Origin of the sequence: Hutsoniella sourekii ATCC 700629 (assembly GCF_000518205.1) — a bacterium.
GTDB classification, from domain to species: domain Bacteria; phylum Bacillota; class Bacilli; order Lactobacillales; family Aerococcaceae; genus Hutsoniella; species Hutsoniella sourekii.
In genome coordinates, this window is the sequence record NZ_JADD01000031.1 from 1 (window position 1) to 26,883 (window position 26,883).

General features: G+C 36.1%; 26 protein-coding genes. 5 read left to right on the forward strand and 21 right to left on the reverse strand.

Annotated elements, in window-relative coordinates:
• The 3 genes from T408_RS0107690 to mobP2 all read right to left on the reverse strand — a co-directional run.
• The coding region (locus tag T408_RS0107690) for a helix-turn-helix domain-containing protein (protein WP_028118772.1) at positions 1-258 on the reverse strand (258 nt) is incomplete at its 3' end.
• 111 nt (positions 259-369) lie between these two features.
• Positions 370-2,334, reverse strand: coding sequence for a DUF3991 domain-containing protein (locus T408_RS0107695; protein ID WP_028119413.1), 1,965 nt, complete (start codon positions 2,332-2,334; stop codon positions 370-372).
• Positions 2,335-2,381: 47 nt separating this feature from the next.
• Complete coding sequence (gene mobP2 / locus T408_RS0107700; RefSeq protein WP_028119414.1) at positions 2,382-4,331, reverse strand: MobP2 family relaxase; 1,950 nt, start codon at positions 4,329-4,331, stop codon at positions 2,382-2,384.
• 287 nt (positions 4,332-4,618) lie between these two features.
• On the opposite strand from mobP2, the gene T408_RS11220 reads away from it, so the two are divergent.
• The 5 genes from T408_RS11220 to T408_RS0107730 all read left to right on the forward strand — a co-directional run bounded on the left by T408_RS11220 (position 4,619) and on the right by T408_RS0107730 (position 7,813).
• Positions 4,619-5,191 (forward strand): JAB domain-containing protein, encoded by a 573-nt coding sequence (locus T408_RS11220; RefSeq protein WP_051444846.1) that lies wholly within the window; start codon positions 4,619-4,621, stop codon positions 5,189-5,191.
• 58 nt (positions 5,192-5,249) lie between these two features.
• Entirely contained in the window at positions 5,250-5,564 is a 315-nt protein-coding gene (locus tag T408_RS0107710; protein ID WP_028119415.1) for a hypothetical protein, read from the forward strand.
• A gap of 2 nt (positions 5,565-5,566) precedes the next feature.
• Positions 5,567-5,863, forward strand: coding sequence for a hypothetical protein (locus T408_RS0107715; RefSeq protein WP_028119416.1), 297 nt, complete (start codon positions 5,567-5,569; stop codon positions 5,861-5,863).
• A 303-nt stretch (positions 5,864-6,166) separates the two neighbouring features.
• Positions 6,167-7,030 (forward strand): Rpn family recombination-promoting nuclease/putative transposase, encoded by an 864-nt coding sequence (locus T408_RS11815; protein WP_051444847.1) that lies wholly within the window; start codon positions 6,167-6,169, stop codon positions 7,028-7,030.
• A 309-nt stretch (positions 7,031-7,339) separates the two neighbouring features.
• A complete protein-coding gene (locus T408_RS0107730; RefSeq protein ID WP_028119418.1) occupies positions 7,340-7,813 on the forward strand; it encodes a hypothetical protein in 474 nt (157 codons plus the stop codon).
• Between the two features lie 32 nt (positions 7,814-7,845).
• Here T408_RS0107730 and T408_RS0107735 read toward each other — a convergent pair whose 3' ends face one another.
• The 18 genes from T408_RS0107735 to T408_RS0107820 all read right to left on the reverse strand — a co-directional run bounded on the left by T408_RS0107735 (position 7,846) and on the right by T408_RS0107820 (position 26,530).
• Positions 7,846-8,091 (reverse strand): hypothetical protein, encoded by a 246-nt coding sequence (locus tag T408_RS0107735; protein ID WP_028119419.1) that lies wholly within the window; start codon positions 8,089-8,091, stop codon positions 7,846-7,848.
• A gap of 154 nt (positions 8,092-8,245) precedes the next feature.
• Positions 8,246-8,485, reverse strand: a complete 240-nt coding sequence (locus tag T408_RS0107740) for a hypothetical protein (RefSeq protein WP_028119420.1) — start codon at positions 8,483-8,485, stop codon at positions 8,246-8,248.
• Positions 8,486-8,885: 400 nt separating this feature from the next.
• Positions 8,886-9,263 carry a hypothetical protein gene (locus T408_RS0107745; RefSeq protein ID WP_028119421.1) on the reverse strand — a complete coding sequence of 126 codons (378 nt, stop codon included), beginning with the start codon at positions 9,261-9,263 and terminating at the stop codon, positions 8,886-8,888.
• Between the two features lie 24 nt (positions 9,264-9,287).
• Positions 9,288-10,169 carry a hypothetical protein gene (locus tag T408_RS0107750; protein ID WP_028119422.1) on the reverse strand — a complete coding sequence of 294 codons (882 nt, stop codon included), beginning with the start codon at positions 10,167-10,169 and terminating at the stop codon, positions 9,288-9,290.
• Positions 10,159-10,863: a hypothetical protein gene (locus T408_RS0107755; protein WP_028119423.1), complete on the reverse strand. Its 705-nt coding sequence runs from the start codon at positions 10,861-10,863 to the stop codon at positions 10,159-10,161. The genes T408_RS0107750 and T408_RS0107755 overlap by 11 nt, the downstream gene beginning before the upstream one ends.
• A gap of 14 nt (positions 10,864-10,877) precedes the next feature.
• Positions 10,878-11,507 carry a hypothetical protein gene (locus tag T408_RS0107760; protein WP_028119424.1) on the reverse strand — a complete coding sequence of 210 codons (630 nt, stop codon included), beginning with the start codon at positions 11,505-11,507 and terminating at the stop codon, positions 10,878-10,880.
• A 15-nt stretch (positions 11,508-11,522) separates the two neighbouring features.
• Positions 11,523-13,991 (reverse strand): lysozyme family protein, encoded by a 2,469-nt coding sequence (locus T408_RS11820; RefSeq protein ID WP_051444848.1) that lies wholly within the window; start codon positions 13,989-13,991, stop codon positions 11,523-11,525.
• Positions 13,992-13,993: 2 nt separating this feature from the next.
• The gene (locus tag T408_RS0107770; RefSeq protein WP_028119425.1) at positions 13,994-14,551 is read right to left on the reverse strand and encodes a hypothetical protein; all 558 of its coding nucleotides are present in this window, start codon (positions 14,549-14,551) and stop codon (positions 13,994-13,996) included.
• Positions 14,552-14,561: 10 nt separating this feature from the next.
• Positions 14,562-16,457, reverse strand: a complete 1,896-nt coding sequence (locus T408_RS0107775) for a VirB4 family type IV secretion system protein (RefSeq protein ID WP_028119426.1) — start codon at positions 16,455-16,457, stop codon at positions 14,562-14,564.
• Positions 16,458-16,494: 37 nt separating this feature from the next.
• A complete protein-coding gene (locus tag T408_RS0107780) occupies positions 16,495-17,142 on the reverse strand; it encodes a hypothetical protein (RefSeq protein ID WP_028119427.1) in 648 nt (215 codons plus the stop codon).
• A complete protein-coding gene (locus T408_RS0107785; protein ID WP_028119428.1) occupies positions 17,142-17,501 on the reverse strand; it encodes a DUF5592 family protein in 360 nt (119 codons plus the stop codon). The genes T408_RS0107780 and T408_RS0107785 overlap by 1 nt, the downstream gene beginning before the upstream one ends.
• A 14-nt stretch (positions 17,502-17,515) precedes the next feature.
• Positions 17,516-19,606 (reverse strand): pLS20_p028 family conjugation system transmembrane protein, encoded by a 2,091-nt coding sequence (locus T408_RS0107790; protein ID WP_028119429.1) that lies wholly within the window; start codon positions 19,604-19,606, stop codon positions 17,516-17,518.
• A gap of 10 nt (positions 19,607-19,616) precedes the next feature.
• Entirely contained in the window at positions 19,617-21,905 is a 2,289-nt protein-coding gene (locus tag T408_RS0107795; RefSeq protein WP_084543990.1) for a VirD4-like conjugal transfer protein, CD1115 family, read from the reverse strand.
• On the reverse strand, positions 21,895-22,584 hold the full coding sequence (locus tag T408_RS0107800) for a hypothetical protein (RefSeq protein ID WP_157060783.1): 690 nt from the start codon (positions 22,582-22,584) through the stop codon (positions 21,895-21,897). The genes T408_RS0107795 and T408_RS0107800 overlap by 11 nt, the downstream gene beginning before the upstream one ends.
• A gap of 27 nt (positions 22,585-22,611) precedes the next feature.
• A complete protein-coding gene (locus T408_RS11825; RefSeq protein WP_028119432.1) occupies positions 22,612-24,744 on the reverse strand; it encodes a hypothetical protein in 2,133 nt (710 codons plus the stop codon).
• 20 nt (positions 24,745-24,764) lie between these two features.
• Complete coding sequence (locus T408_RS0107810) at positions 24,765-25,961, reverse strand: hypothetical protein (RefSeq protein ID WP_028119433.1); 1,197 nt, start codon at positions 25,959-25,961, stop codon at positions 24,765-24,767.
• Between the two features lie 19 nt (positions 25,962-25,980).
• Positions 25,981-26,277: a TrbC/VirB2 family protein gene (locus tag T408_RS0107815; RefSeq protein ID WP_028119434.1), complete on the reverse strand. Its 297-nt coding sequence runs from the start codon at positions 26,275-26,277 to the stop codon at positions 25,981-25,983.
• Entirely contained in the window at positions 26,264-26,530 is a 267-nt protein-coding gene (locus T408_RS0107820; protein ID WP_028119435.1) for a hypothetical protein, read from the reverse strand. The genes T408_RS0107815 and T408_RS0107820 overlap by 14 nt, the downstream gene beginning before the upstream one ends.
• Positions 26,531-26,883: the final 353 nt, after the last annotated feature.

Below are 26,883 nucleotides of genomic sequence, written 5' to 3' on the forward strand. Positions count from 1 at the left end.
CCATTCTAACTTTGTTCGAATATCTTGAATAAACTCAGGCGTATGTTTCGGGCGACGCCCTTTAAGAGCTTTAAGCTCAGTGGCGTTATCTTGAGCCAGTTGAGCATCATAACTAGCTGATTGAACACGTTTAAGTTCACGATAAATGGTTGAGCGGTGCCGCCCAATGGCTTGGGCAATTTGACACACTGTATAGCCCTCCTGATAAAGTACTTCTATTTTTGAACGGTCTTCTATGGTAAGATGTTTGTAGCTCATAACAGGTCCTCCGTGTGTGTTTTTGTGGTTACTAACATTTTACACGAACCTGTTATGAGTTTTCTTGTTTGTCGCAATTAATTTTACAATCTATCATTTAAATTCATCATTTTAAATGTTTTGTGCTAATTCAACTTGTTTTTCTTTGTTCAACGTATTACCTCGCTTATTTTGGTTAAGCTCATGTTCCAAAATATGGTTTATTGATTTGATCTTTTCTCGATTTTCTTTAAATTCATTAGTCTTTTGAAGGTCTTCTTGCCACGTTTTACCTAATGGAGCTTCTCTATGTAAGTAGCCATTTAACTTATTATAATCTACATATTCTTTTGAGCAGTAGGTAAATTCTGTTTGAGGATTTTCATCCATTATGCGATTAAATTGTGTAATCTTATCTTGAGGATTGCTGCTATCGTTTATGCTAATTAAAACAGAATTATTCAGGTCGTTCTTATGTAGTGACCAGTACTGAAGGCTCTCTTGCGGCGAATCGAACAGCAGTATCTTCTGTGGCTCCCCAATCGTTATCACGAAGTTATGTTTATCTAAGTCTTGAGGATTCAAAATTGTTTGATTCTCAAATACGGCTCCTTTTAAACGTTTATTCTCTGAGCAGATAAACATGGGTTCTTTGGTGGTTATTTTTTCTCGTATAAAGCCTTTGCGTCCTAATAGGTCAAGTATTTCTTTGTCAATATAATATTCTTGAGCTAAGTAGTCGATTCTTTCGCTACTAATACGCTGCGCTTCCTTTAATATACGATCATGCGTTTTTTCTTCTTTTTGATCATGGTTGATTTTGTTTCTTTCCTTCAACACATCATTGTAGTCTTTAACAACTTCATTAACAATTTGAATGGCATTGTTGTCTATTGAATTTTTCCAATGATTAATCCTATCTTTTTCACTTAGTAGGTATTCTTTTGAATCTATAAATTCGTCAAAGCTGCGGTTACTCATATCTTCCTGCAATTGTTCTAAACCTTTATAAATTCCTTGTTCAAAATAGAGATCTTTATTTGAAAATTCTTGATTAATAAACGGTCTCTCGTATTGATAAATAGGATAGATATTCTCAATTTTGAGATTGTGCTGTTTACAAGCTTCATTCAATTGCTCCCATTCCTTCCTTTGAATTGAATCAAAATCTGGAATTAAATAATGAGTTTTTATCTTAGCATGATCATTATAGGCAAAGATATTTTTATCTAAGAATGTGTGTCCTGCCATATCGTTATCTACACAATAATAGACATCAAACCCTTCATTATTTTTTTGATAATCCTCTTCGACAAATCTTAGGAAGGTATCTTCTTTAACTCCCCCCATGGATACTAAATGAACATTATTGAGGTTTTGGTTCATGTCTAGGTAGGAAATCAGGTCGATATCTGCTTCGAAGACATAGAGTGCTTCTATTCGGTCGCCCAGATAGATATTAAAGCCATAGTTCTTTTCAGAGTTTTTTCCAATATACTTTGAGATTCCTCGTTGTTCTATTCTATATTGGTCTGTCACTACTTGAGTCGTTCCGATAATATCTTTTCTTTCTAATGGAGGCTGTCCCCCTCTCGTCCAGTTGAAAATGATATTATTGTACTTGTCTTGGATAATATATTTATTTTCCAGTAGATATCTAATGGTTTCTTGACTGATTCCTCTTTCGTTTCCTAGATAGTTTTCAAGTTCCAAGGTATCTTTAGCTAATTCATAGTTATATGTAAAAGGTTCTTGTTCGATCGTTTCTATCTTTGGTGGGGTTAACTCTATTTCCCTACCTTCCGAGTATTCAAGCAGATGTGCCATTGCCTCCCTAAATCCTAACTCGTTGTGATTAATATACTGGACAAAATTTATAATATTTCCACTAGCATTTTTTTCTGCTGAATTCGCATTATGAATAAAGTAATTTTTAGCTGTATCAATAACGATTGAGTCATGCCCATCGATATTTACTTTTACAAATTTACCACCCTCGCTATAGATCCTGCCTATCCCTTGGTCTCTAATATAATCATCGATGGAAATCGCACTCACTTTATCTATATCTGCTTGAGAATATCTTTTAATAGCCATTTTAATCTCCTTTCAAAAAAAGCCCCGACAAATTGTCAGGGCTTAGTTTAATAGCTTCTATTTCTTTGGTTTTCTTGTTGTCTTTCTTCGTCTAGTATTTTTCTTGTTTCTTCTCTTTCTTGCTCTAGTTGTGCCAGAAATCTTGGTCGATCATTATTAAAGTTGTCGATTACTTTATTTATAAAGTCTTTCATGCTTTTCTGAATAGAGCTGCTACTGTATTTTTTAATGTTATCTTTTGCTAACTTTGACTGCTTATTGATTTGGAAAGATAAACTTCGTTTTATTCTATCTACATCATCATTATTACCTAGTCTATAGAGATCCTTTAAGTTATTATCCATATTAGTTAGGAGATTTAGGTGATTATAAGGATCATACTGATTTAAATGCTTGGCATTATAGCGATTAATACGTCGTACATTATCCTGTATGTTTCTTATTTCCTTATTATTCTGTTGCCCCCTGCTCTCTTCAATCCTATACTGATTAAGTTGCTGATTGATTTGGTTAATAGTTTTATCTAATTCTGGATTTAGTTCCTGTTTTATATCAGCAATCATTTCAAGGTCTTTTTTATCTAGTTGTCTGTTAGTTAATAATTCTGTTTCTACAAGTGTTTGTTCGATCTTTTCTAAAAATTCTCTTCGCTCACTTGATGTAATTAATTTATTTTTCGCTTTTTTCTCTAGCTTATTTTTCTGTTTATTTAGGTCTCTAGCTAACTGAATCATGGTTGCGACTGTTTGAGGATCTTGTTGATTAAATTTCTCATATTGGCTTTGTAAGGCGTTATTTATTAGTTTTTGAACCTCTCTATCAAATATTAAGTTGTTATTGAAATGTATTATAGAATGATGGGCATTTAGCTTATTTGAGCCTAAATCTATGTTTTTAAAGTCATTAAGTGCTTGCTCCAGCGCCTCTGCTCTATTATGGGAATCTATCTCTTTAGTGAGTTCTAGTTGTTTAAATGATTCATTTTGATAATCTTTTAATTGATTAAGTATTGAATTCCCTAGCATAGTATATAGTTCAGTCATTTTGTTTTCGAAATAATTGTTTTCAGATTGACCATAAACTTTATTTCTAAAGGCGTGTTCTTCTTGAATTTTCTTTATTAGTTCATTGAAACTATCTTTTTGTAAGCTATTAATGAATTGTTGGCTTATTTTATCTATATCCCCTCTAAAAGGCTGTGTCTCCTTTCGATTGTATTGCCAAAGATTTTTATTTTCAGGTAACTTCAGAATCAATTGTTCGATTTCATTCTTTAGTTCTAGCTCTTGATAGAGATTTGTTTGTTTTAAGGCTTGGTTTAGTTCTTCACGCATTAAACCATTGACACGGTTCATTTCGTGTTTTCGATCGATTAATTGATTGATAAAGATACTCTTCATTTCTTTTATTCTTGTTTTGGGAATCTTTCCTTTATATTCTCCTTTGTATCTCCCTTTTTTTATTTTCTCTCGACTTGATACTTCCTCGACTAGCGCCACATGCACATGAATATTATCCGTATTGTAGTGAATAGCAGCTGTCCATACTGTCGTATCATTAAACTGTTCTTTTTCTAAAAGATGGCTCATGCTTTTTCTAGTCGCATTTTTGATGGCGGTATCGTTCAATGTTCCATTATTCAATAAGAAACCATTTTCTTTTAGAAATTCGTTATCAAAGCTATAAACGAGCTGCCACAAAGGGGTCTTATTTTGTTCAGCAATATTAAAGCTTTTCTCTGTCTTTGCGATACTTTCTGGGGTCATAGCGTCCTCTTTATCGTTAAACACATTATCTGTCTTTTGCCAATCGCTTAGATATTTAATCGTTGATTCCCCTAGCGTTTTATTTTTTTCTTCAACGAGTTTATTTGTTTCTTTCATTTCTTTTTCAATGCTTTTGGCTTCCTTTCTATCCATGTATTGAATATAGGTAGAATAGGAACGTTTATCTTTTCCGATGATTCTAAATCTTGATTTCAAAACAATTGCAGGCATTTAATGTCCTCCTTATTTGCTAAATTTATTTAAATAATCAGGTTAGGTATTAAGGTAAGAAGCCTTTCAGGCTTCCTTTTAACTAATGGAAACGATTCGCCAAGGCGAATCGTAGAAATAAGTTGCATATAATTCAAAATCCGTCAAGGGTAAACATGCAGTGTCACTAAGCGCTAAAGCGCTAAGTTCCACTAGCCCTTGACGGATTTTAAATTACACGCAACTTGTTAAAGTAAGCCAGCCGCAAAACAAGGCTAGCAAAAATAAAAAAGAAAGATGTGATTATTATGTGTCAACTAGTCAATTTATTAAGTAAAAAAGCCCGTGAGAATCTAACTGATGTTAATACCTATGAATTACTTTCAGAGGATTTCAGTAACACCAATTCTTACCTAACTAAGGGGGATAAAGATAAATTAGCCATTATCAGGGAAGCATTTGCTACCTATAAGACAGGCGAAATAAAAAATATGAAAATTACTAGTACGGGGTTAGCAGGTCAATATTTTATTAGTCAAATTGGCGAATCTGAACGTGAGGAATTAATGGTAATTCTTCTTGACTCAAAGAATCAAATTTTAAAATCTGAAATCGTCTTTAAAGGTACGGTCAACAGTTCCGTTGCTCACCCACGAGAAATATTTAAGCTAGCGGTTCAATACCCGACAGCTAGAATCATGGTTGCCCATAACCACCCTTCAGGAGACACGGAGCCTTCACATGCCGATTTATTATTTACTCGTCGTTTAAAGATGTGTGGTGAGATGATGGGGATTGAGTTGCTAGATCACATTATTGTTGGCTACGGTAATTACTATTCAATGCGAGAAAGAACAGACGTTTTTGATGATAGATTTTAATTAGTTTAATTGGTTGCCCCGAATTGGGGCGACCTAGATTTTAGAAAGAGGTAATAAAATGGAAAAACAAGCTATAAAAAACCTGCCTATATGTAACGTAATTAATTTACTCCACCAAAAAGATTATTACTTATTAGAACGAACGACTAATATTGTAGAGGAACGAGAAATATCTGATTTCATGGGGAATGATATTTATGAATCCCTAGAATCATCAGAATACAATTCATATCCTTCAGAATATTATTATGAATCAGAGGATTTGAAGTATGTACTAGTTAAAGTCAATTCTGATATTGAACATGTTTTTGATGTTAGTGATTTTGATTCTTTAGCGATTAAGATTTTTGAGATTATTACTGAAGAGGTGTAAATATGTTACTTGAAAATACTGTAATCAATTATTTAGATTCGACAAATGATATTCCAGAGGAATTGCATGACGAGTTACTAGCAGTTACTAATGATATTGAACTGGATTTTGCGATAGGTTTTGAATATTTCGCCGAGAAACCTAAAGAATTAGAGAAAATGCAAGCCCAGTATTATAAATTAGTTGAATACGTGGAAGACTTGTGTCAGCTTCTACTAGATTTATTGGAAAGCAAGCCTATTGAATCACGTGAATTTGAGGATATAGTTGAAGCCTATGACATTGTTTTAAATTACTAATAGAAAGATGTGATTAATATGTTGAGACTAATAGATAATTTCGATTTATACAGTAGTATTATTGAACAAATGATCAATGAGGATTACGAATCTTTTTTCAAAGCCCTATTGTTCAATGAGAATTGTTGGGTAGACAAATCAGATTTAGATAACTTATACAAGCATTTTCTAGAAGCAGATGATATGCTGCTTTTATCAAAAGAACTTTACTGTAATTAAACTTTGCAAAGTCACTCTACCCTAATGGGTAGAGATGACTTAAAAAGGTTTACATGATAAAATAAATATATAAAGAGGTGCAATATGACTTTCAAATTAAAACCGACTAATGACATTGTGTTCAAAAAATTGTTTGGGGACGAAAAGAATATTCCAATTCTTCAAAGCTTTGTTCAAGATATGTTAGGTTTCAATATTAATATTATTAGAATTAATAATCCTTATCATTTCGAGGACTTCATAAATAAAGACTCTGAAAAGTTAGACTATACAGAGGTTGACATTTTAGCTGAAACCGAAAAGGGGCAATTAGTGACAATTGAAATGCAGTTAAACAATCATAAACACTTTTTAGAGCGTTCATTATTTTATGCCTGTAAGGGTTACGTTAAAGATTATGCAAATCAAGAGAAGATGACTACTGAATATAAATTTTCATCTATCAGAGATACCTATTCTATTAATATTATAAATTTTGATCTGTTTGGCTCTAATTTCCCCAGTCTACTTAATTTCGATTTCAAAGAGAGACATAGCAACTTTCCGTTAGCTAATGTGGGTATGCAGACAATAACGTTAACTTATTTGTCCCTTACAAACAAGAACCCTAATAATTGCAGAGTTAGCGAGTGGCAGAATTTTTTCAAAGGTGAACCCCTTCAAACTGCTAGCCCAGATTACATTCATGCTGCTAAAGATTTGTTGAATAAAATACACCTTGATAAGGAGGAACAAAGGATGGCAGAGATATTATCTAAACGTCAAATGATTCGTCAAGCCGAAATGGAATATGCGACTGAACAAGGACTTGAGCAAGGACTTGAGCAAGGACGTGAAGAAGAACGAAGTAACAATATAAAAAAATTATTCGACAACGGTCTAAGTCTTGAACAGATTTCGGAATTCCTTGAGATACCTTTAGATCAAGTTCGAACAATAGTTAAATAATATTACTTTTAGCGACTCAATTAGATGTTGAGTTGCTTTTTAATTTTATTCAAATGGAAAGAATCCTTTCAGGATTCTATTGAATGAGATGGAGGCGACTTGCTTCAGCAAGTCGCTCTATCGCTTGCGAAAACCGCAAGCTAAGAGTTGCATGAAATAAAAATTCCGTCAAGGGTAAACATGCAGTATCGCTAAGCGCTAAAGCGCAAAGCTCCACTAGCCCTTGACGGAATTTTAATTTCACACAACTGTTAAAGTAAGCCCACCGCAGTTAAGGGCTAAAAAATAAAACAGAAAGATGTGATTAATATGATGTTGGAAATATGCGTTTGGAATTGGGCTGATTATAATGATGGAATTAGCTCATGGCAATGGTTCGAGTTGCCAAGAGATTTAGAAAAGTTGTTATTTTTCTATAATAAATATTACGATCAAGAGCCATTCGTTTGTGACTCATTTCATAGTTTTATAAATGAATATTCTTCTATTGAAAAAATAATGAACTTGTCCGTTATGGATAGTGAGGAACTAGTTGACTTGTCTGAAGTCGCTAGAACTATTTACCCAATGCAAGAGCTTGATAATTTTCTCAATTGCTATTCTCCTACTGAAATAATTAGAGCTACAAAATACGGAGATTTCAATTTACAAGATGAATATTTTGAGTTAGACGAAATTGACCATTTAAATAGCTACACAGAAAGTGAATATTTTGAAATCATTGACGAAGCTTTGAATGAAGCTTGCGATGATTTTCTGAATACTCAATCTGTAGCAATCTGAAATATTAAACAGCCGAAAATACACGGCTGTTTTTATTTTTCATTCAACTTGTCGATCAATAAAGAAATTAAAAAATTGTTTCGCTCCACAACTTCAATCAGTATTCTATTTATGTCTTTTGTTTCTTCAAAATTTCTATTTAGCTTTTTGCTGCTTAAATTATTTTTTAGTTCTTCTTTGATATAAGTATTTAAACTTTGATTATTTTTTTCTGCTTCAATTTTTAATGATTGGTATGTTTCATACTCAATACCACGGATTAAAAATTCTTTCTTCACTTCAGTTTTAAACTCCTCTATATATTTAAAAAATTTTCTTTTAAATAATTATTAACTGTTTCTATTTGTGCGCTTAAAATTTTTCCTGTCATTTTACATGAAAATAATTATTATGGATTATGCTGCTTGAAATTTATTTGCAGAAAAGAAAAAGTCATTTTAGATATTCCACCGCCTCTAAAATTATCCTGCTATTTTTTTCTATTAGTTTTGCTATTTCTTTTTCATGCTCTTGTCGCTTCTTTTCAAATTCACTTTGCCCCTCTCCTTCAATTAATTGCTCTAAAATATATAGGAGGTATGAATTCAATGAAGGAAAATCATATTTTTTTGCTAAAAGTTCTAAAGATTCTTTTTGATTATTAGTTACGTTTCTAATTTTTATTTCTGCCATTTATAAAACCCCCGAAGCATTTTATGAAAGTGTTCTGATATAATAAAGTTATTTCACAAAGTTTTTGTCATTTTAGAGTGATGAGCATAAGGGGTTCTGTACCCAGAACCATCATGAACCCTTGCAAGGCAAGGGTTCGCAGTGATATCAAAAGATTGTGAATACCGTCGGTTTAGAACCACTACCGCCACTTTAGAACCATGTCTTACCACCGCTTTAGAACCATCACCTCCACTTTAGAGCTATGATTTACCACCGTTTTAGAGCCACTACCGCCACTTTAGAACCATGTCTTACCACCGCTTTAGAACCATTACCTCTACTATAGAACTATCGTTTTCTACTTTAGAATTATGCCTTCTATTCGGATGCTGGGAGTAGTTGTTATGATATTTTATTTTTATAATGGTATTTCTCCACTATCAATTTTTGATTTTAATATTTTTGCTTCTCTATAATCTTCAGCGGCGATAAATAAATCAGATGGATTATCTTTTGTGTCCGCAGTATTTATTTTAACATTATCATAGTCTCCAAGGTCAAACCAAATATTCTTCTCATTAATATTAAGTAAAGTGTTAAGCACTATTTCAAGGGTTTCAATTTTCTTCTCAATATTTCTTAGTATTAATAATAGTTTTTTGTTATCTGGTTTTTCGTAATCTCTAATTAGTCTTTCAACAGTATCTCCAAGACTAGCTGATTCCCATCTGCTAATCTCATCTAGCTTCTCTGAGTAATCTTTTGATAGGTAAATACTTTTTTTAACTTTTTTCATATTTATTTCGTCCGCCCCTTTAAATTATTTTATCCTTATCTCATCTAAGGACGTTTCGTATTCTTCAGAAAATGTTTTTAGTTTCTCTCCTAATAATTCGTATCGTTTCATATGCTCTGTCTTTTCTTCTTCGCCTAAATTTATTTGACGCTCTAAAGAATTAATTTTTGTTTTTATATCTTGAATATTTTTTTGATCAGTCTTTTGTTGCTCTTCCGTATGGTAGGTCATTTCTTCTTGAATTATTTCTATTTGTTCTTTTAAATTAATAATTTCTTTTTCTCTTTCAGCGTTCACTTCATCTAAATCTCTTTGTGCGAACTCATACTCTTGTTCTTGTTCGTAAAGAATGGATCTTAGTTCTGCTAGTTCTTGACTAAAGTTTGTCTTAGGATCTAGGGGATTGAATGACTCTTTAGGATTGTATCTCGTAAAAGTAAAATTCTTTTTGGAATTATTTTTAGGGATACTTACAATTAGTCGAAAAGCTTCCCATTCTTCAGGAAGATTTGAAACGACTAAATCATAATAATTATTTGATCCTTGGTAAACATTAAAATAAATATCTCTTGAACTAGCACCCTTAATTTGAGGAGTGAAAGAAAGTTCATAATCACTAACTTGATAATCCATTTCTGTTATGAATTGTAAATACAAAGTGTCTGCATTTTCATTGAGTCGCTTATCAGTTATTTTAAAAGTAAATGGTCGAGCACTTACTTCTTCATTAATTAAAGTATCATCTTCTCTAGCGACTGGTTGTAGAAAGTGATTGCTGACTAAGAGAGCTGAAAAAGAAAAGAGAAGAAAGTAAACGAGTATTTTATAACTGGTGGCAGTATTTGACTTTAGCCTCTCTCTAACTTTTTCCATTCGACTTAGTTTTTTTGATTTCTTATGATTCATCACTTTCAGAAATCATCTCGCTTTCCATTGTTGACTCTTCATAATTAGGTTCTCTTGTTTTATAGTTTGTCGATTCACTAATTGTTTTAGTTTCTATTATTTGTCCATTTGCTGAATATACAAAACTAATAACTCTGTTAGCTGTTGTGTCTCCTGCTTGGTACTCTATAAAGGCAGTAAGTTTAAAAGTATCATCATTACTTTCTGCATGGTCAACTTGTAAACTATTGATTTGATATTCATCTTGTGGTTTTGGAGTTTCAATAATGACTCCACCATGATCACCTTGTCCGAATGTTAATTGTCCATTGGGAGAAGTGATATTTAATTGATAAAGAAAATTAATCGCACTATCTTTATTGAGAAAATATTTTTGAATATCGTATGTTGAATCGATATATTGAGGTTTGTTTTCACTATAGCCATCAAAGGTTACGATATTTTTATCAGTGGGTAGACTTAAATAGTTCATGGATTCTTGAATGAGATGTTCTGTGTTCTTTATAGCTACTTCAATTGTTTCATCGGTAATCATATTTTTATTTTCCACTTCATCTGTGGCGCTTTCCATCTCGCTTGTTATTTCGACATTTACTGTTGAATGATCTTTACTATCTTCTCGACTAATCATAACAAGTGAAGTAGCAATGAATATAATAATTAGACTACCAATAATTATATTTCTATTTTTCATCTTCTCTTCCTTTTTTATTTATTGATATTTGAAATGTTAGTATGAATAATTGGTCTACCAAAACTTGTTGGTGTTTCTAACCCTGAAGCGCCTGTTGTTGACTCTTGAACGCCATCTTGGCTTAAACCAATTTGTAAAACCCTTGTTTCTGATCCTCGCCATTTCTCTAGTAGGATTGCGGTTCTAGCTGCTTCTATATGATTCGGATCGTGTTGAATTATAATATCTCCTGCTTGTGTCTCTCCTGGACTTAATTTTAATAAATAATTTTGATGACCATTTATATCTTCTTGCATTTCTCCAGTCCACCACATATCATCATTTACATTATGTCCAGTCGTTTTTAAAACCCAGTAAACAAATCCACTTCCGTCTGTTTGGTCATTGGGATCAGCTGGTTCAAGATTGTTTAATACAGATGTTCTGTTTTCTTGACTGTACGTCCAATAGCCAATAATAGATTTTGCTCGATTTATAATTTCTTCGTGATTCGTATAAACAAGGTTCGTATTTTCTATAATCTCGGTACTAATAATTGTGTCTACATTGACAGGGGTATTTAAATTAGTTGCAGCAAGAGCCGTGTCTAATCCTCCTGTCATTGCAATTCCTGTAGCCAACAAAATAGTTAATTGCTTCTTCATGATGTTATCTCCTTTTTAATTGCCGTCGTCTTTAATTGCACGTCCAAAACTCGTTGGATTTCCCAGTCCACTCATTCCTGCTGTCGACTGGTTAACACCTCCGCCTGAACCTCCTACCTGAATAATTTTAGTATTGGGTCCATTCCAAGGTTCTAACAAAATCGCCGTATGAGCCATATAAATATCATTGGCGTAGTGTTGAATAATAATGTCTCCTGCTTCTGTTTCGCTTGCGTCTAATTTCTGTAAATATTCTTGTGGACCATTTATGTCATCCTGCATAGCTCCCGTCCACCACATATCAGGCATTACCTTATGTCCTGTCGCTTTTAACACCCAATAGACAAAGCCACTACAGTCTGTTTGGTCATTTCTATCAGGTGGATCCATATGAGCTAGGACTGATGTTCGGTTAGGCTGACTGTATGTCCAATAGCCATCGATGGATAATGCCATTTCTACAATATCGCCATTAGCGACACTGTTTTGTTTTTGTTCTAGTCGGTACATGGCGTATGGTATTCTAAAACATTCTACTTTCTTCTTGCTGTTCTTTTGTACTTCCTGATAAATAAAGTCAATAATCGCTTGTGCACCTTCAGCGTTAAAGTGTATGCCGTCTGCTTGATAATACTTCTCTTTATCAGTTCCAACATGACTAGCCCAATCAATAACATGTACGTTATTATGTTTGTTGGCTACTGCTTTGATATTTGCGTTAACAGAACTAGCGTGAGGGACATTGGAAGCAGTTGTTACTAAGTAAATATCGTTGACCCTACCAATCGCCTTCACAAAGCGCTCAATCGTTTCAATAGAGCCGCCAGCATTTGTTCCTAGTTGAACGACAATATTATCTCGTATTTCAGATTGGAAGCTTTGGACTTGACTAACACCATCTAAATATCCGTTAGAATGTTTAAATTGCATACTCGGTCTACCGAAAGTTGAAGGGTTATTAGTAAACTTTTCTCTAAACAAATGCTCCGTTCCTGCTACTAGACTGTCTCCAAAATAGGTAAAGCTTTCTTTCACTTTATCGGGATTGCTTGAACTGCTTGAACGGACGGCTCCACCGCTGGCACCATTTAAAGCTATATCTTTAATTTCTTGTAGATCGTAGCCTAATGCTTGCATAATCATCGGCACATAGTGGAAGTTTCCTCCGTTTCGATACATATAGGGCATGTTGTATGACCGAGAAACCTCATTAGCATAGGTCAATCTCTCACCACTGTGATTACCTAATGAAGGCGCAACAACATCTCTTGAATATTGTTCAGCTGTTTTTATGTTCCAGTCTTTGCCTTCACGATTTAAATAGTCCATAAAGGCGTGACCGAAGTTATAGCCTGCTGGTACTGCCCAGATGGATAGACCGTAATCTTCTGCTTTGTTGAGTGTGTTTTTGAAGTGTGAGACACCTGCTCTGATTGAATCTTGCTCTGATAATGTGTTAACTGCTAAACCTTGTGATTCGGATGATTGGAAGATATCTGGTGTTCCCCCTCCACCACTTTCTACTTGTAGTATAGCGAGTAATAACACAAGGTATTTTTGGTCAACACCCTGTCTTGCCATTTCATTTTCTACCGCTTCTTTCCAAGATAATACTAGATCTGTTAAATTAGTGTCTTCGATTTTTATATTCTCTATGCCCATATCTGAAGATTTGCTGATAAAGTCACAGCCTTTCGGTCTGACCCAACCTTGGTTCAACAGTTTTGATTTATCCTCATCTTCTTTTCGAGAACTACCTGAACTTTCTGATGGTGTTTTCCTTACTTGGTCATCTACATCATAGCCAAAACTCTTCAGTACCCCCCACATTTTATCTTTGAAGCTGGAATGATCATTCTCAAAAGTCGGTGAGTAGACGTTCAGAAAGTCTTCGTACGTAACTAACCCTTGTTCCACATAAGAACTAGCCAATTTAAACCAAGCGTCAAAGCCCTCTTCAGGAGTAGGTGGATCAATCCAGTCTCTGTCATTAGCAAATTTCTTGCCATAAGGGCTGGAAGGTGTCCACATTATGCAGCCAAAATTATATTCTCCTCCGCATGAAGCTATCCCAAAGGTTGTTTCTTTAGCACTTACTCCTAAAAATGCCCCCACAGCTATCCCATACTCATCTGCTTTTTCTTTGATTAAGTCACCATACCCAATCATAGGCGAGGCAGGATAGTATCGTGATAGGAAATCGTCAATGTAATCTCCATCAACATAAGGTGGATCAGCGGCGTTTATGTGGAAGCGATTGACTTCTTCCAAATCCCAACCATCTGTAACGACAGGACTTGCTCCATTTTCTTTCGATCTATCATATAAGACCGCTGTATTACCGATTCCCCCTTTTCTACCAGGGTCATTAGAAGTTAAGATTCCAACACTAGTATTTGAGAAGCTGATTATTCCACTACCAATAGAGAACAAAAGAGCGAACCCAATGATAAATCCAGTTAATTTCTTTCCTAAGCTATTCATAACTATTCCTCTGAAACAACTTGCTCGTTAAAAGATAATACTTGGTTTTGCCCCTCACTAAAGGTAAGGTCAAATCTTAGGTTTACGTCTTTCTGATCGGCTTGCCCTTCTTGTTCTCTTGTTTCAATTCCTTTGACGTAGTAGGTAATAGATAAAGGGTCGCTATTAGTAATGGTAGGTTGTATTTCTTTTATTTCACGTTTGACATCACCAACTGATTCCCGATTGTCATAGAGAATCTTAGCCGTTTCAGGGTCGGTAAAGGCTCTGAAAGCTTCTTCTTTAATACTGTTTTTGGGATCGATTGGATAATACGTCTCAATTAGTCCAGTCCCTAGACCGATCGCATTTTCATAGTCTTTTTCCTGATTGCCTTCACTATCTTTACTGCCCTGTTCAGCGGCTTCTTCAATAATCGTTTCACTTTCGACTGATACCGTTTGTGTTTTCTGGCTTTGAGTCTTCTCCTTAGGTGCGGTTTGACTGTTAAACCAAAACAATAAGAGACACAGTATAAGTAGTATGGGAATCAGCCATGGATATTTTCTAAATGTTTTCATAGGGTTCTCCTTATTTCATATCTTCTACGTTTCGTCCTCCGCCAGAGAACAACTCTAACTCCCGATTGCTTACTTCAACGTCAAATTCTATGTTATTCCCACCTGATATACTCATTAAACATCTCCCTTGTTGGAAGAGACCAATCCGCTCGATCTGCCCTTGAGTGATGTCATTTTGTGATAATCTTTTTAGGTGAGGTAGATTCGCCGCACTTATTTTGAAGAAGAAACGGTACTGTGAGAAGTTGTAAACATCCCTTAACAATTCACTTGCTTCTGACGTTATCACTTCAGGGGCAAGGGTTGTCAGGGACTGTGTAGCTAACATAACGCCAACATATAACTTTCGTCCTTCCCGTTGCATGGTGTTAATAAAACGTGTTTGCCTTGGGTTATTAGCGTTAATCTGGTTATGGGCTTCATCGATAATCAGCATGGATCTTTTGATATCTTCAAAGCGAATTTCTTTTTTAGCATATAATCTCGCTTGTTCTTTTCCATTATTAATAAGAGTTGCCCAAATTAGGTTGAGAGCGCTAAACATTTGAGCGTCAATAATGGGTTTGTTATCTAATGACATCAAACCGTCAATATTAAAGAACAACACTTGTTCATCTTGTAGGTTTTCAATAGTGGTGTGTCCATTAAATAGTTGCCCGTAAGAAGCATTTAATTTCTTTAGGGTAAGTTCGATCTTCTCTAGGTTGATCTTTACCATTTCGGACAGGTCATTAGATGACTGCATACCCTCTATCGTGCTAATAAGATCCGTTAGAATGGGATATTCCTTATTATTTCTTTCAGTAAAGTTAGTTCTTTCGTTACTTGTATCAAAGTTAAAGCGCTCATACATGGCATTTATTGCTAATTCAAATATATCTAGTTCAGTGTCGGTTACTTTGGGTTTGACAGTGTTATACCAAGTAGCTAATTTACTTTTGTGTTGGGTAAAGCTTGCTAATTGATCCACTTGATTAGTCGCCTCGTTTACAACTGTTGGGAATATTTGAAAGATATTAATCACGCCGTCTGAACCGTCCAAAGCAATACTTTTAGCGTCCAAGAAGTTTAAGGTCTTTTGGTACTCTCCTGATTTATCAAAGCCTCTTAGGACGTAACCTTTAGAAGCTAGATTTACCAGAATCTTTTTCATAAGAGTAGACTTACCAGAACCCATTTCTCCTAAAACTAATAAGTTATAGTGTGAACGATAGGATCCATCTAGTTCAAAACAATCAAAAATAATGTTCCCCCCTGTTAAGCTGTACCCTAAATGCTGTCCTCTCTCGTCATGTAAGAAAACATGGTTAGCAGGAAAGGTTGTAGCTACGTGTGAAGAAGAAATATCTCTGCCTATTCGTTTGTTAGGTAGGTAGGTTTGGGTTGTGTGGTTGAGAAACATAGACAAGTATTCTTCTTTTTGTTCTAAAAGTAGCACGGTTGCGCCAAATCGTTGTTTTTCTAGCTGCTTTCTTGTTTCTGTCACCCTTTTTTCAAGCTCATCTCTTGTTTCAGCAAACAAGATAATTCTTGCGGTGAAATACTTCATAATCTCAACATTTTGTCTAATCGCTTTCCCTAGGTAGGTCAAGTCTTGGTATTCTTCTTGAGCAATCATTTTTTCATAGGCTTCTTTTTCTTCTATCATCCGCCCATATTGTTCACGGATCGCTCGTTGGAGCTTTTGTAGGACTTCCCCTGACTCCTGATTAGCAATATCAACCATGACAAAGGAATTGGGTATGTTATGCAGAAATGACTGCCATAGACCGACTGGTTCGCCTGGATAGGCGTAAATGTATAATGTGGTCATAACAGCGTTGCCTGTTTGAATGATAGAATCTAAGAATCTTAAATTACCTATCGGTTGGGTTTCATAGACAAAGTTATCTTTTTTATTAGTCATAATCTCCTCCAATTAGAAAAACCCTAATCGGAAGTGATTAGGGTTGGTTCATGTTTTGTCTGATGAGTGGATTGTTTAGCCTGAAGAAGATGGATTTTTTCTTTTCATAAGAAATAGTCGATAGTTTTAGTAAGCCACTATAGGCAAAGAAATCGTTTCTACATTCTCTTAAATCTTCTACCGTATCTCCGTATAGAAAAATATAAAATTCCTTATTAAAGTTGTTTTCTTCATAGTATTTAAATTCATAATATTGTTCCATTAACAATCGTTTGTAAGTCGGATTGCTGGCTAGTTCAGCTTGCCGCTTGTAGTAATTCTGCTGCAATCTCGTATCTAAAGGCATATACATAGTGACGATTTTAAATGGGTAAACATAGAGTTTAATTAACATTTCATACTGTCTAATCACCTCGTTCCGTTCCGCTGCGCTCATGCTTGAAAGGTTATAGCCCTCCAGTTGAAGAATATCCATGAACATTATTTCATTTTCAAACTTTAATTTAATGAGGTTGTCCGAGCCGACTATCCCTTGTTGTGGCATGAGGTCTTTTAGCTTCTTGTTTGGTTCTGGTTGCTTTTCTTTGCATTTAAACCAACGTCTTCTTTTCTTTTTGTCTGGATCTTTTCTTAAATATCCTTTTTCTTGTAGTTCTTTTGTCTTCTTTACCGTATTAAATTCCATCACTCACCCACCTTCCTATAGATAGTGGTATCAATTAAAGGTTTTTCTTCTTGTTCTTCTTCATGCGCTTTAATGCTAGGATCTTCCCAATAATAAAGCGTGTCATCTTGCTTAAAAGCCATTATTAACACTTGATAATTCCTCTTAAAGGGGTTATGTCGTGGTCTAGCAATTACCCAAAAGGCTGTAATAGCGACTAAGCCGATATAAATAATTTTAAAGACGTGATAGTAAAAAAACTGATGAGTGGATAGGACTAGTGCCGCTGCTCCACCCAAGACAATTAAATCAAAAAGAAAGAAATAGCGATTAAACTTCAGTTCTGGTGATAAGGTTGTAATAAGTCTTCGTGTTGCCATGGAACTCCCTTCTATTAAATATCATCTAAGTCATTATCATTTTCATCTTTAAGCCAATCGTTAGGGTTGTTAGATTCATCTGGGACACTTGAACGACCGATTGATGGATTGTTCGTATCATTAAAGCTTTGTGTGCTAAGTGTATTCATTGCTTCTCCCGATTGAGTGGTTCCGCTAGGTAGCGTCTCTTTGCTTGGTGAATCTGGCGATGGTTGAGATGGTTGAGGGGTTGACAATCCTTGACTGATATCCCCTGTCTCGCCTCTGTTTGTCTGATCACTAGTAGGTGGTGTTGGGCTAGTCGTTCCTGCTTCCATACTTTCCCCTGATGTAGACATTGATGGAGTATGATCTGGTTGCATTCTATCGTCAGAATGAATGGTTTGTGTTTGATCATCCATACCTACGGTTGATGGACTTGTATCAGTATGAAGGTCTCCGCTAGTTGCTTGCGGTTGAGTTTCCACTGTTTGAGTCTCTCCTTGATCATCCATACCCACACTCGATGGTGTTGTGTCAGCATGGAAGTCTCCACTAGTATCTTGCGGTTGAGTGCTCATTGGTTGAATATCTCCTTGATTATCCATATCTGCACCACTCTGATCAGTATTGGCTTGAGTCATAGTTACACCAGTTGATGATGGGTCTGTTTCTGGTGAGGATGTGGACTCTTGTTCTTCTCCACCGCTTACGCCACCTTGTTTGTTTAAGTGTGTCATTCCAGGATCGTCAGACATTTGTTGATTGACGTAATCATCTTTAGCATTTGCTCGGTCATTACCTTGATCACCAATACCTCCACCTGTATTTAATCCTGATCCAGCATTTAAGGAGTTAGAAGAGTCTCCATTACTACCTGCTCCTGTTGCTTGAGCTGCCATTCTTTGATTTTTGGAATCGACTATCTTTTTACCTAGGTTTGCAGCTCCTTTACCTAACTGATACCCTGCAAAGGCTCCAGCTGCTACTCTGCCAATGGATGATCTCATGCCTGTTGAACCATCTCCAGTTAAGCGGTCGATAATCACGGGTCCATCTAGGAATAGGAAGACCAAGGCTAGTTGAATAATGATATTCGCCCCTGTTGAGTAGCTTTGATTGGCTAAGTAAGCTTGAATTAAAATATAAACTCGGTAGATTAAAGCCGTTAACACCATGGTTACAAGAATATTTTTCATGTTATTTAGTATTGTCTTTAATGCTTTTGACCCTCTTAAATCTTCGAAAGCAAATAGTGGTATCAGTGTTTGATTAAAGACCAATTCAAACATCGACTTTAAGAACTTAAAAGCAAATGTAACAAAGGCGATAGCGTTAAGTAAAAGGGATAGAATAATGATAACTGGGTTCCATTGATAGCGGTAATAGTTTTTTGGGATTTCCAGTTGCCAAAATTTCCTTAGAGGATAGACCTCGTACGTTCCGCCCTCTTCCATAGCAACTGCATGTCCTAGGGCTTCTTGTACGTCTTCATCATTGATATTTTCGGGATCCATATGTTCGGAGAAGTTATAATAGCGTCTCGTATCATCATTATAATTGATCCTTGAATTTTGCATTTGTTCTGGCGATAGTTCAATCGAGCCAATTGTCAAGTAGCCTTGATTGATCGCACTTTGGACATCGATAACGTTTGAGTTGATTATTTGATAGATGGAACGTTCCCCGTCTCCATCAGCGCTTTCTACTGCCACAGGATTGTTTAGCATAAGGTTTCTAGTTAGCTGCGTTGTCACGTTCAATAGTTGAATCATTAGCGTTGCTGATAGCATGAGAGTAACGAGACCAAAAAGAAATCTACGTGCTAATGTTTGAAAGGAATACTCGGGGTCAATCATCAGTAAAATCCCATAACAAGCTAGCGAAAGAGTCGCAATTCCAAAGGTGACACCTGAAAAGATTTGAATGGTTTGTTGTCCTAATTCACTTTGTGGAAATTCGGCAAATGCAAAGATATCATCTAAAGCTCCTGCTATTCCTCGGTTAATCGCCAATAGTAAATTAATGATTCCTTGAGCGATCAAGCGTAAGATCGTGTAAGTAATGCTCGATAATTCTAGCCACTCATTATTGTGCAGGAACTGTAATATTTGATCGTTATCCATAGTCAGCTCCTTAGTTATCCGAATTGTATAGTTCTATACGGCTACTATATCGCTTGATAAGCTCATTAATTTGACCATCATTCTTAGCTTTATTTAACCCATCTTTGAGTTCTGGTATATGTTTTCTTGCAATTTCTTTAACTTCCTCTAATGTCAATCCTAGTTTATCGATTTCAGTTATTCTATTATGATTAGATTGTGCTTGTTCAGCGATAGATTGTTTTTCTGATGTATCTTCTACTGTTGCTTCATCTATCGTTTGATTTGTTGGATTATAATCATTAATACGACGGTCGTTTACATCCACTGATGGGGTCGAATCGAGATCATAACGTTCTCTTAAAGCAATCATATCTTCACTCTCCAATTCTTCTTTTAATTGTGCTAATTCTGTCTCCAATTGGTAGCGTTGTTCTTGTTTAGCTATTTCTTTTTGCTTACTATGTTTTAGACGGTCTCGAATCGTAGAAATGAAAAGAGTTAATTGTTTTTCATCCCATTGCTCGCCGCCATGTCGGGTATAGGTTAGCTGTTGATAGTCTTTGTGTTTGAATGTTTTGTCTAAGTATTGATAAGCCTTCCTGAAGCGATATTTGCCATCATTTAGTATCGGATAGGGTGTCATATCGATGACTTCTCCGTTAACTGGATCTGTCTTTCTTTTTGCCCGAATAATCACGTTTTCGCCCTCTTGAAGCTGATTCAATTCAGAAGGAAATAACAAAGGTTTCTTCTCAACTTGTTCCGATACATTCTTATTAAGTGACCAAGCGTGTCCTGAACGGGTGAATTGAATCACCTCTTCTTCTCCTAGCATACTGCTGATCCTCTTTCTGGTATCAGGATCTGTTGACTTTAAAAAGACAATGTTCATGAGTTGGGTCTCCACAAAACGTGCAATATCTGCTCCATACTTTATTTTAAATTGAATTAAGTCTTGAACGATAAAGTCAAATAGCATACCACGCCCAGCCCCGACCGAAATCATACTATTTAGGTTGGTAAAGGACGGGAGGTTTCCGAATTCATCTAAGCAAAACCACACTCGTTTATTTAATCGGTCGTTGTTTTGACTCGCAAATCTAGACAAAACGTAATAACATTGTTGAATCCAAGTAGAAGCAATAATATAGTTTGTTTCAATATAATCAGGTAAAACAATGAATACCGCATAAGGGACTTCACTTTGCGTTAATTCCATAAAATCAAAGGTGCTTTCCGCCATAAGATTTGATACTTTTGGTGCTGCAAATTTTTGCAATTTAGCTAATGCTGTCCCAAAGATGGATGAGCGCATTTGTCCACTTGTAACCCCTACAGTTGAATACTCTTTTCTAGCAGGATTATCTAGTGGCAACGTATTAAAATACTCATCCAACATATATCGGGTCTCACTACTTAACTGGTAAGTACCTGATAGTTCGATAAGCATGGAAACTATCGCATTCATCGTGACGAATTCAGGATGTTGTTCTTCTTCTGGCAGTTCAGGATTAACAAACTCATGACAAAGAGCTAGAATTAAAGCGTTCACTAACGCCATAGCCGACTCTTCCCAAATAGGCTCTTTGCTATTGGGGTTGTGATAGAGTGGATGGGAGAAGGTCTTGCATAGTTCTACCGCTTCATCGATTTCCCCTTTGCTATAACTGTCTTTAATCAAGTCTAAGCAGTTATAGCCTAGTGATTGATCTAAATCGTCAAGATTCAGAACTTCTATTTTATACCCTCTTTCTTCAAGTTCCGTAGCGGTTAACTCCAGTAATTCATACTTCACACTTGAAATAATCATATGCGGTCTCTCTTCGCTTCGACTTCTGATTTCTATTTCAGGAATGACTTTTGTTTGTCCTTTCCCTGCCCGTGTGGGGGCAATTGTGACGCTATGTGCGTCATCAGTGTCAATATAAGCTTTGTCTTCACTTCTGGCAATTAGACTCCCTGATCTGCCAGGATAACTATCAAGGTGAAGTCCGTTAATGTAATTTGGGGTGTATTCAATTTCTTTGTAAGTTCGTTTAATTTCACTACGTGTTGTAAACCGAGAGTTCCCTTTGTTTCCCACTCTCAAATCTCCTACTTGTGATTTAACCGTAACAGAGAGACGTTTAGCAGCTAGCCACAAAATGATATAGAAAATTAAATAAAAGAGAGTGAGACGGAATCTGGGTACTAAAAGCCCCAGGGTAGAGTAATCTGCTATGGGATTAAATAAACTAGTTAATGACATTGAAACGACATTAACCAACACAATTGAAATAAGAGCGACCGCTAGGTGGAAGGTATAGTTATGTTTCATTGCTATTGCCTACCCTCAACCTTTTCTTTAACTCTTGTTCTCGCTCTATCAGGCGTTTATATCTTCGGACAGATAGCCAGTCAGCCCACCAATTATTTCCGAGAGGTCTAATTTGGCTAACTCGAATATCTTGTTTGTTGACAATAAAGATGTTTTCGTTTCTTTTAAATGTCGGAAAATTATCAATTATTGCTTCAGTTTGTTTTTGTGGTGTCGCAAAGATTAATTCTTTTATAGTTAGTTCTTCCCCTAGTAAGTGATGGACAAATTGAGAAAGGTATTCTAAATCAATATTTTCATGTAAGGCAATCAAGTGATTGTGGTATTTATCTTTAACATCAAGCGATAAATGCGAGTACAGATCGAGTATCGATTCGTGAATCAGAAGTCCTTTGGCTCTACTGGTCTCTACCTTCCTAAATAAAAATGATTGAGGTTCCGTATTTGAAGATATGTTAAACTCTCCCCCATCTTCAATCCACACTTCTTCAGTTATCATTGGATGGTTATCTTGCCAAAACCATTGACTCTCATTAACCTGTCTTAGGCACTTTTCTCTTTCGAGTTTATTATTAATGGTTGTTAGGAATAAATCTGTTTTATAGATAGATGTATCTTTAATGATATTCCCTCCTATCAAAAAAACACTTCTTGCCACGGTGGCAAGAAGTGGCTTCATCTTTTAGGCTGATTTTTAATTAACGTTTTAGAAATGTTTTGTATAAACTGCTTGTCCGTCTTCTGTTCCTTGGTAGTTATAACCGTGATCTTCAAACGCTTGGTGGATAGCTTCTGTTTGATTGTCAACTAATTCTTGTACCTCTAGAACCTCGTTTTGATCTCCAGCTAGATATTGATGTTCAATCGTAGCGGTGGAATGCCCAACTGTATAGCTCTCTGGTTGTGGTTCCGTTGCTACTTCATTGACTTCAATTGCTTTATTTTCATTCATGTCTGGACTTTCTGTTTCTGATGGGACAGTCTCTTCTTTTTCGTTAGGAATGATGATTTCCGTTCCGTCTGATAACGTTAGGTTTTCTTCAGTTATAATTTCTGGTTCATAACTTGAAGCCGTCACTTCATTAGTAGTTGGCTTAGGCTCTTCTTCCAATGGTGGTACTACCCATTCAATGGTCTCTCGTTGAGCGTTGCTTTTGGCTGTCTCGCCATCTGTTATAATCCCTGATGTTTTAGAATAGCTGAACTGTCCGTTTTCATAACCATCGTAGGTAAAGCCGTCTTTAAGTTTCGCTTCATGTTCTTCTCGCAGCTCTTCTGGCATTCCTTCAGGTAGTGGCTCTTTATCAGGCTGTTCCTCTTTAGGTTCGTCTGTCTCGCTATTATCAGCTTCTTCCGTGCTAATATTTCCTACTGATTCTTGTTTTTCATCGGTTGGAACAGGCTCTTGTGTTTCTGGAACTTCTGGGACTTCATTCGCATTAGTTTCTTCGTTGCTATTAGGTTCCTTGTTAATTTCTTCATCGACTTTCTCGTCCTTGTTCGATAATTCAATCTCAACACGGTCTACGATATCAGTCTTACGCTCATATTGTAGGTTGTCTTTATCATCTTTACCGATAAATGTATAGCCTTCTGCCAATAACTTATCGTGTTGCTCTTTCAATGCTTCAGGAATTTCTCCTTCAAGCGTTGCATTGTCCTCATCAGTTGTATCATTGATATCTGTTGGATAGATTTTACGATAGGTATATTCATCATCGACTTTGCCGACATATTCGAATCCATCTTTCAAACGTTGTTCATGGGTGGCTCGCAGATCTTCAGGCATGTCATCAGGTAGTGGCTCTTTTTCTTCTTCCGTAATGTCTGGGATTTCAGGCACTTCAGGTAATGTTTCCTCTTCAGGATCTTTTCCTGTTTCATCTTCTGAATCAGGGTCAGGAATTTCTGGAATGATCGTTTCTTCTTCTTCAGGTTCAGCAGGATCGGTGATTTGTGGGGTATCTTCTTGTGAATCGGAAGATTCGTCTTCTTGCGGTGCAGTTGGTTCCTCCTCTGTCGGCAGCTCTGGGACAGTTGGAATTTCTGGTTCAGCTGGTGCTTCTGGTACAACTGGCGTGCCACTATCTACTGTTGTGCCTTCAGTTGATCCTGCTTCTGTGGTTGTCTCTTGTGTTTCTTCGTGTTCTGTTTCGTCCTTCTTGTCTTCCTCTTCGACAATAGATGTACCTTCTAAAGGATTTGACGCAATAAGTTTTTGTGTTTCATCAGACGCAATGATTGGAGCAGCTTGTTCGATTGATTCCTCACTCATGGCCACGACACGCTCTAGTGACTCTTGATTTCGCTTAGCCGTTGCCTCTTCAGACTCATCGTAAATTAAGCCAAATTCTGCGCTGCCTGTAGCCGTAAATGTTAAGGTATTGTTTGCTTTCATAATAGAGATGTTTTGGTAGTCGCCATCTTGAGCAATAGCAATGACTTTAGTTACATCGCCACGTAAGCCTTGATCTTTAACCTTTACTTCTACTTGTACACCTGACAAACGATTGCCATTTGCGTCTACTAATGTTAGGGCGAGTAAATCCATGTTTTCGTTTAACATAGACGACCGTGCCCCTAATTTATTTTTGACTTGTTCTTCGTCCGATACGAGATGGATATGAACAGAATCAACCTGACTTGCTTGTTCTTGGTCTTTTTTAACTAATACCGAGACATTATCCGTTAGTTGGAATAGTTTATCTCCATTGACATCAGAATAGTTACTTTGCGGACTCTCCATTACTTCGTTTGCAAGTACCCTTGTGACTTCAAATGCTGCAGGAGATACGCAGATAAGACTGGTTGATAGTAAAGCTAGTTTTCTTTTGAACATATGAACTCTCCTTTATAAAATCATTCTTTGACTGCTTCTTTTAGTTTGATAACTAGATCTTTCAGTTGAGACTCTATTTGAGTTTGTCTTTCTTCTAACACTTTTTTGTCTTCTTCTTTGATTTCTTCTTTACCTAATTCTTCTTGAACAACTCGTTGTTGTTCGTATAGTTCTAGGAAAGGTTCTTTAAACGATTCAATGACTGGACTATTGAGGATTTCTTGCTTTTCCATTGCTGCTACCCATTGATTGGTGGTCAGTAGATTAACAATTTCTTTTTCTTTTTCTTTGAAGATCAGTTGATTTATGCTGTCTAGTTGAAGTTCTTGATTCAAACGCTCTGCTTCAACAAAGTTTCCAGTCTTAGCATAGGCGACTGCTAATTGTGTTTGTCTTTCTACTCCTTCGGCGACATGCTCTAAGGCAACAACTTTAGGATAATCATTCTTTAGATACGCCAGGTCAAACTCACCCTTATCATATGGTTGTCTAGCAAGAAACTCTTCTAAATATTGAATAATTTCTTCAATCGTTGCGTTTTCTAAATTAAAGATATATCTTTCAATGACTGGATAGTCTTCTGGATAGTAATCTAATGCTTCAGAAAATCGTCTTTCCTTCAAAAGATCATTTAGGTCTGGATTTGATACAACACTAGTGGATTCGACACTTTCCTGTTCTTCATTAGTATCTGATCGATTTAATGAGGTGAAGATGAATAAGGAAAGTGCGGCAATGATTATAATTCCGATCACGACAGCAATGGGTGCTTGGTATTTAGATAAGATCTCTTTAAATCTTGCCCCTATACCTCCGATATTCAACGAACGTGACGGATTATTTTCCAACTCTGATATTCTTGCTTGGTGGATATTATCGTTTTGTTCTTCAAGAAAGTTATTTTCAATCGAATCTATTAAAGGTTTTATTTTATTATAAGTAGATGGATCTTCATCATCTTGGTATAACCGTGATAGTTTGGATTCGATGTAGACTAGATACTGGATCCCGTCCCCATAGCCTAGGGTCAGAATATCATGAAGGATAACCGATTTACCCTCAATAACATTTACTTCAATATCCGCTTGTGTTCCCCAACCTGAAAATATTTCTTCAAGTTCATTGATTTTCTCAATTGCGCTACGTACTGTATATTTCTTACGAGGTTGTACGTAGCGCAGTACAGTTTTGTCTGTACTATTTATTTTAAAGTACATATTTCCTCCTTAACTCTTTCTAGCTAAATCCGCCTGCAGCGTCGGAGAAGTACCCGATAATACTTGTTACGGCTAGAACGATAATCAGCCCGACAATAATACGAACTGCCCATCCTTTAATTCGGGAGGTCTCTTGTGAATCAGCTACCATCCACCAAATGCCAAGTCCAGCCAACATCATAGTTGCTACCCCGACAGCGATTCCTTGTATTTGTCCTGTTAGGTTTGAGGTTAAATCATTTACAATTCCTTGTAGATCGCTAGCATAAACCGTTTTGGGTTGTAGTAAGGTAGCCAATTGGTTAATCAAATTCATAAGGTTCTTCCTCCTCGATTATCTCTTCTTTAGTTTCTTCTTCGCTTTCTGCTTCCTCGTTTTCTTCTTCCAAAATTTTTTCAGCTTCATCGATAACTTTTAAGACATCTCCTAGATGACTATTAATAATGTCTAATTGTTTTTCGTACCAGTAACTCTTGGGATCAATGTCCATCTTTTCCAAGATATCGTTTGCGACTTTTTCAGTATCTCTCATTTGTTTAGCCGTTAGGTCTAACTGCACTTTAACCATATAGCCTCCTTTCTAGCTCAACTTCTCTTGGGGAAATTTAGCAATTGTTATCGGAAGTGATGGTAGGAATCTCTTATTCGAAAGGTCGCTAAATCCCCCCAAAAGAAGTTGAGCCGTATTATTTTTAAAAGGAACATTTGGACAACAAAAATACTCCCTAACATAAAAAGCTAGGGAGCTGAACATATTATATTTAAATTTATCTTCCTCTAAACGGAGGACATAGCATGTTTTTTGCTCAAAGACATCTTTTAAGAAGATGAATTGCAATAATTATTGCGACAAAAAATCATTCTAACTGAACAAGTTCGTGCATGAATACCTCAAAGGGCGTCTTAAAATTTAAACACTTT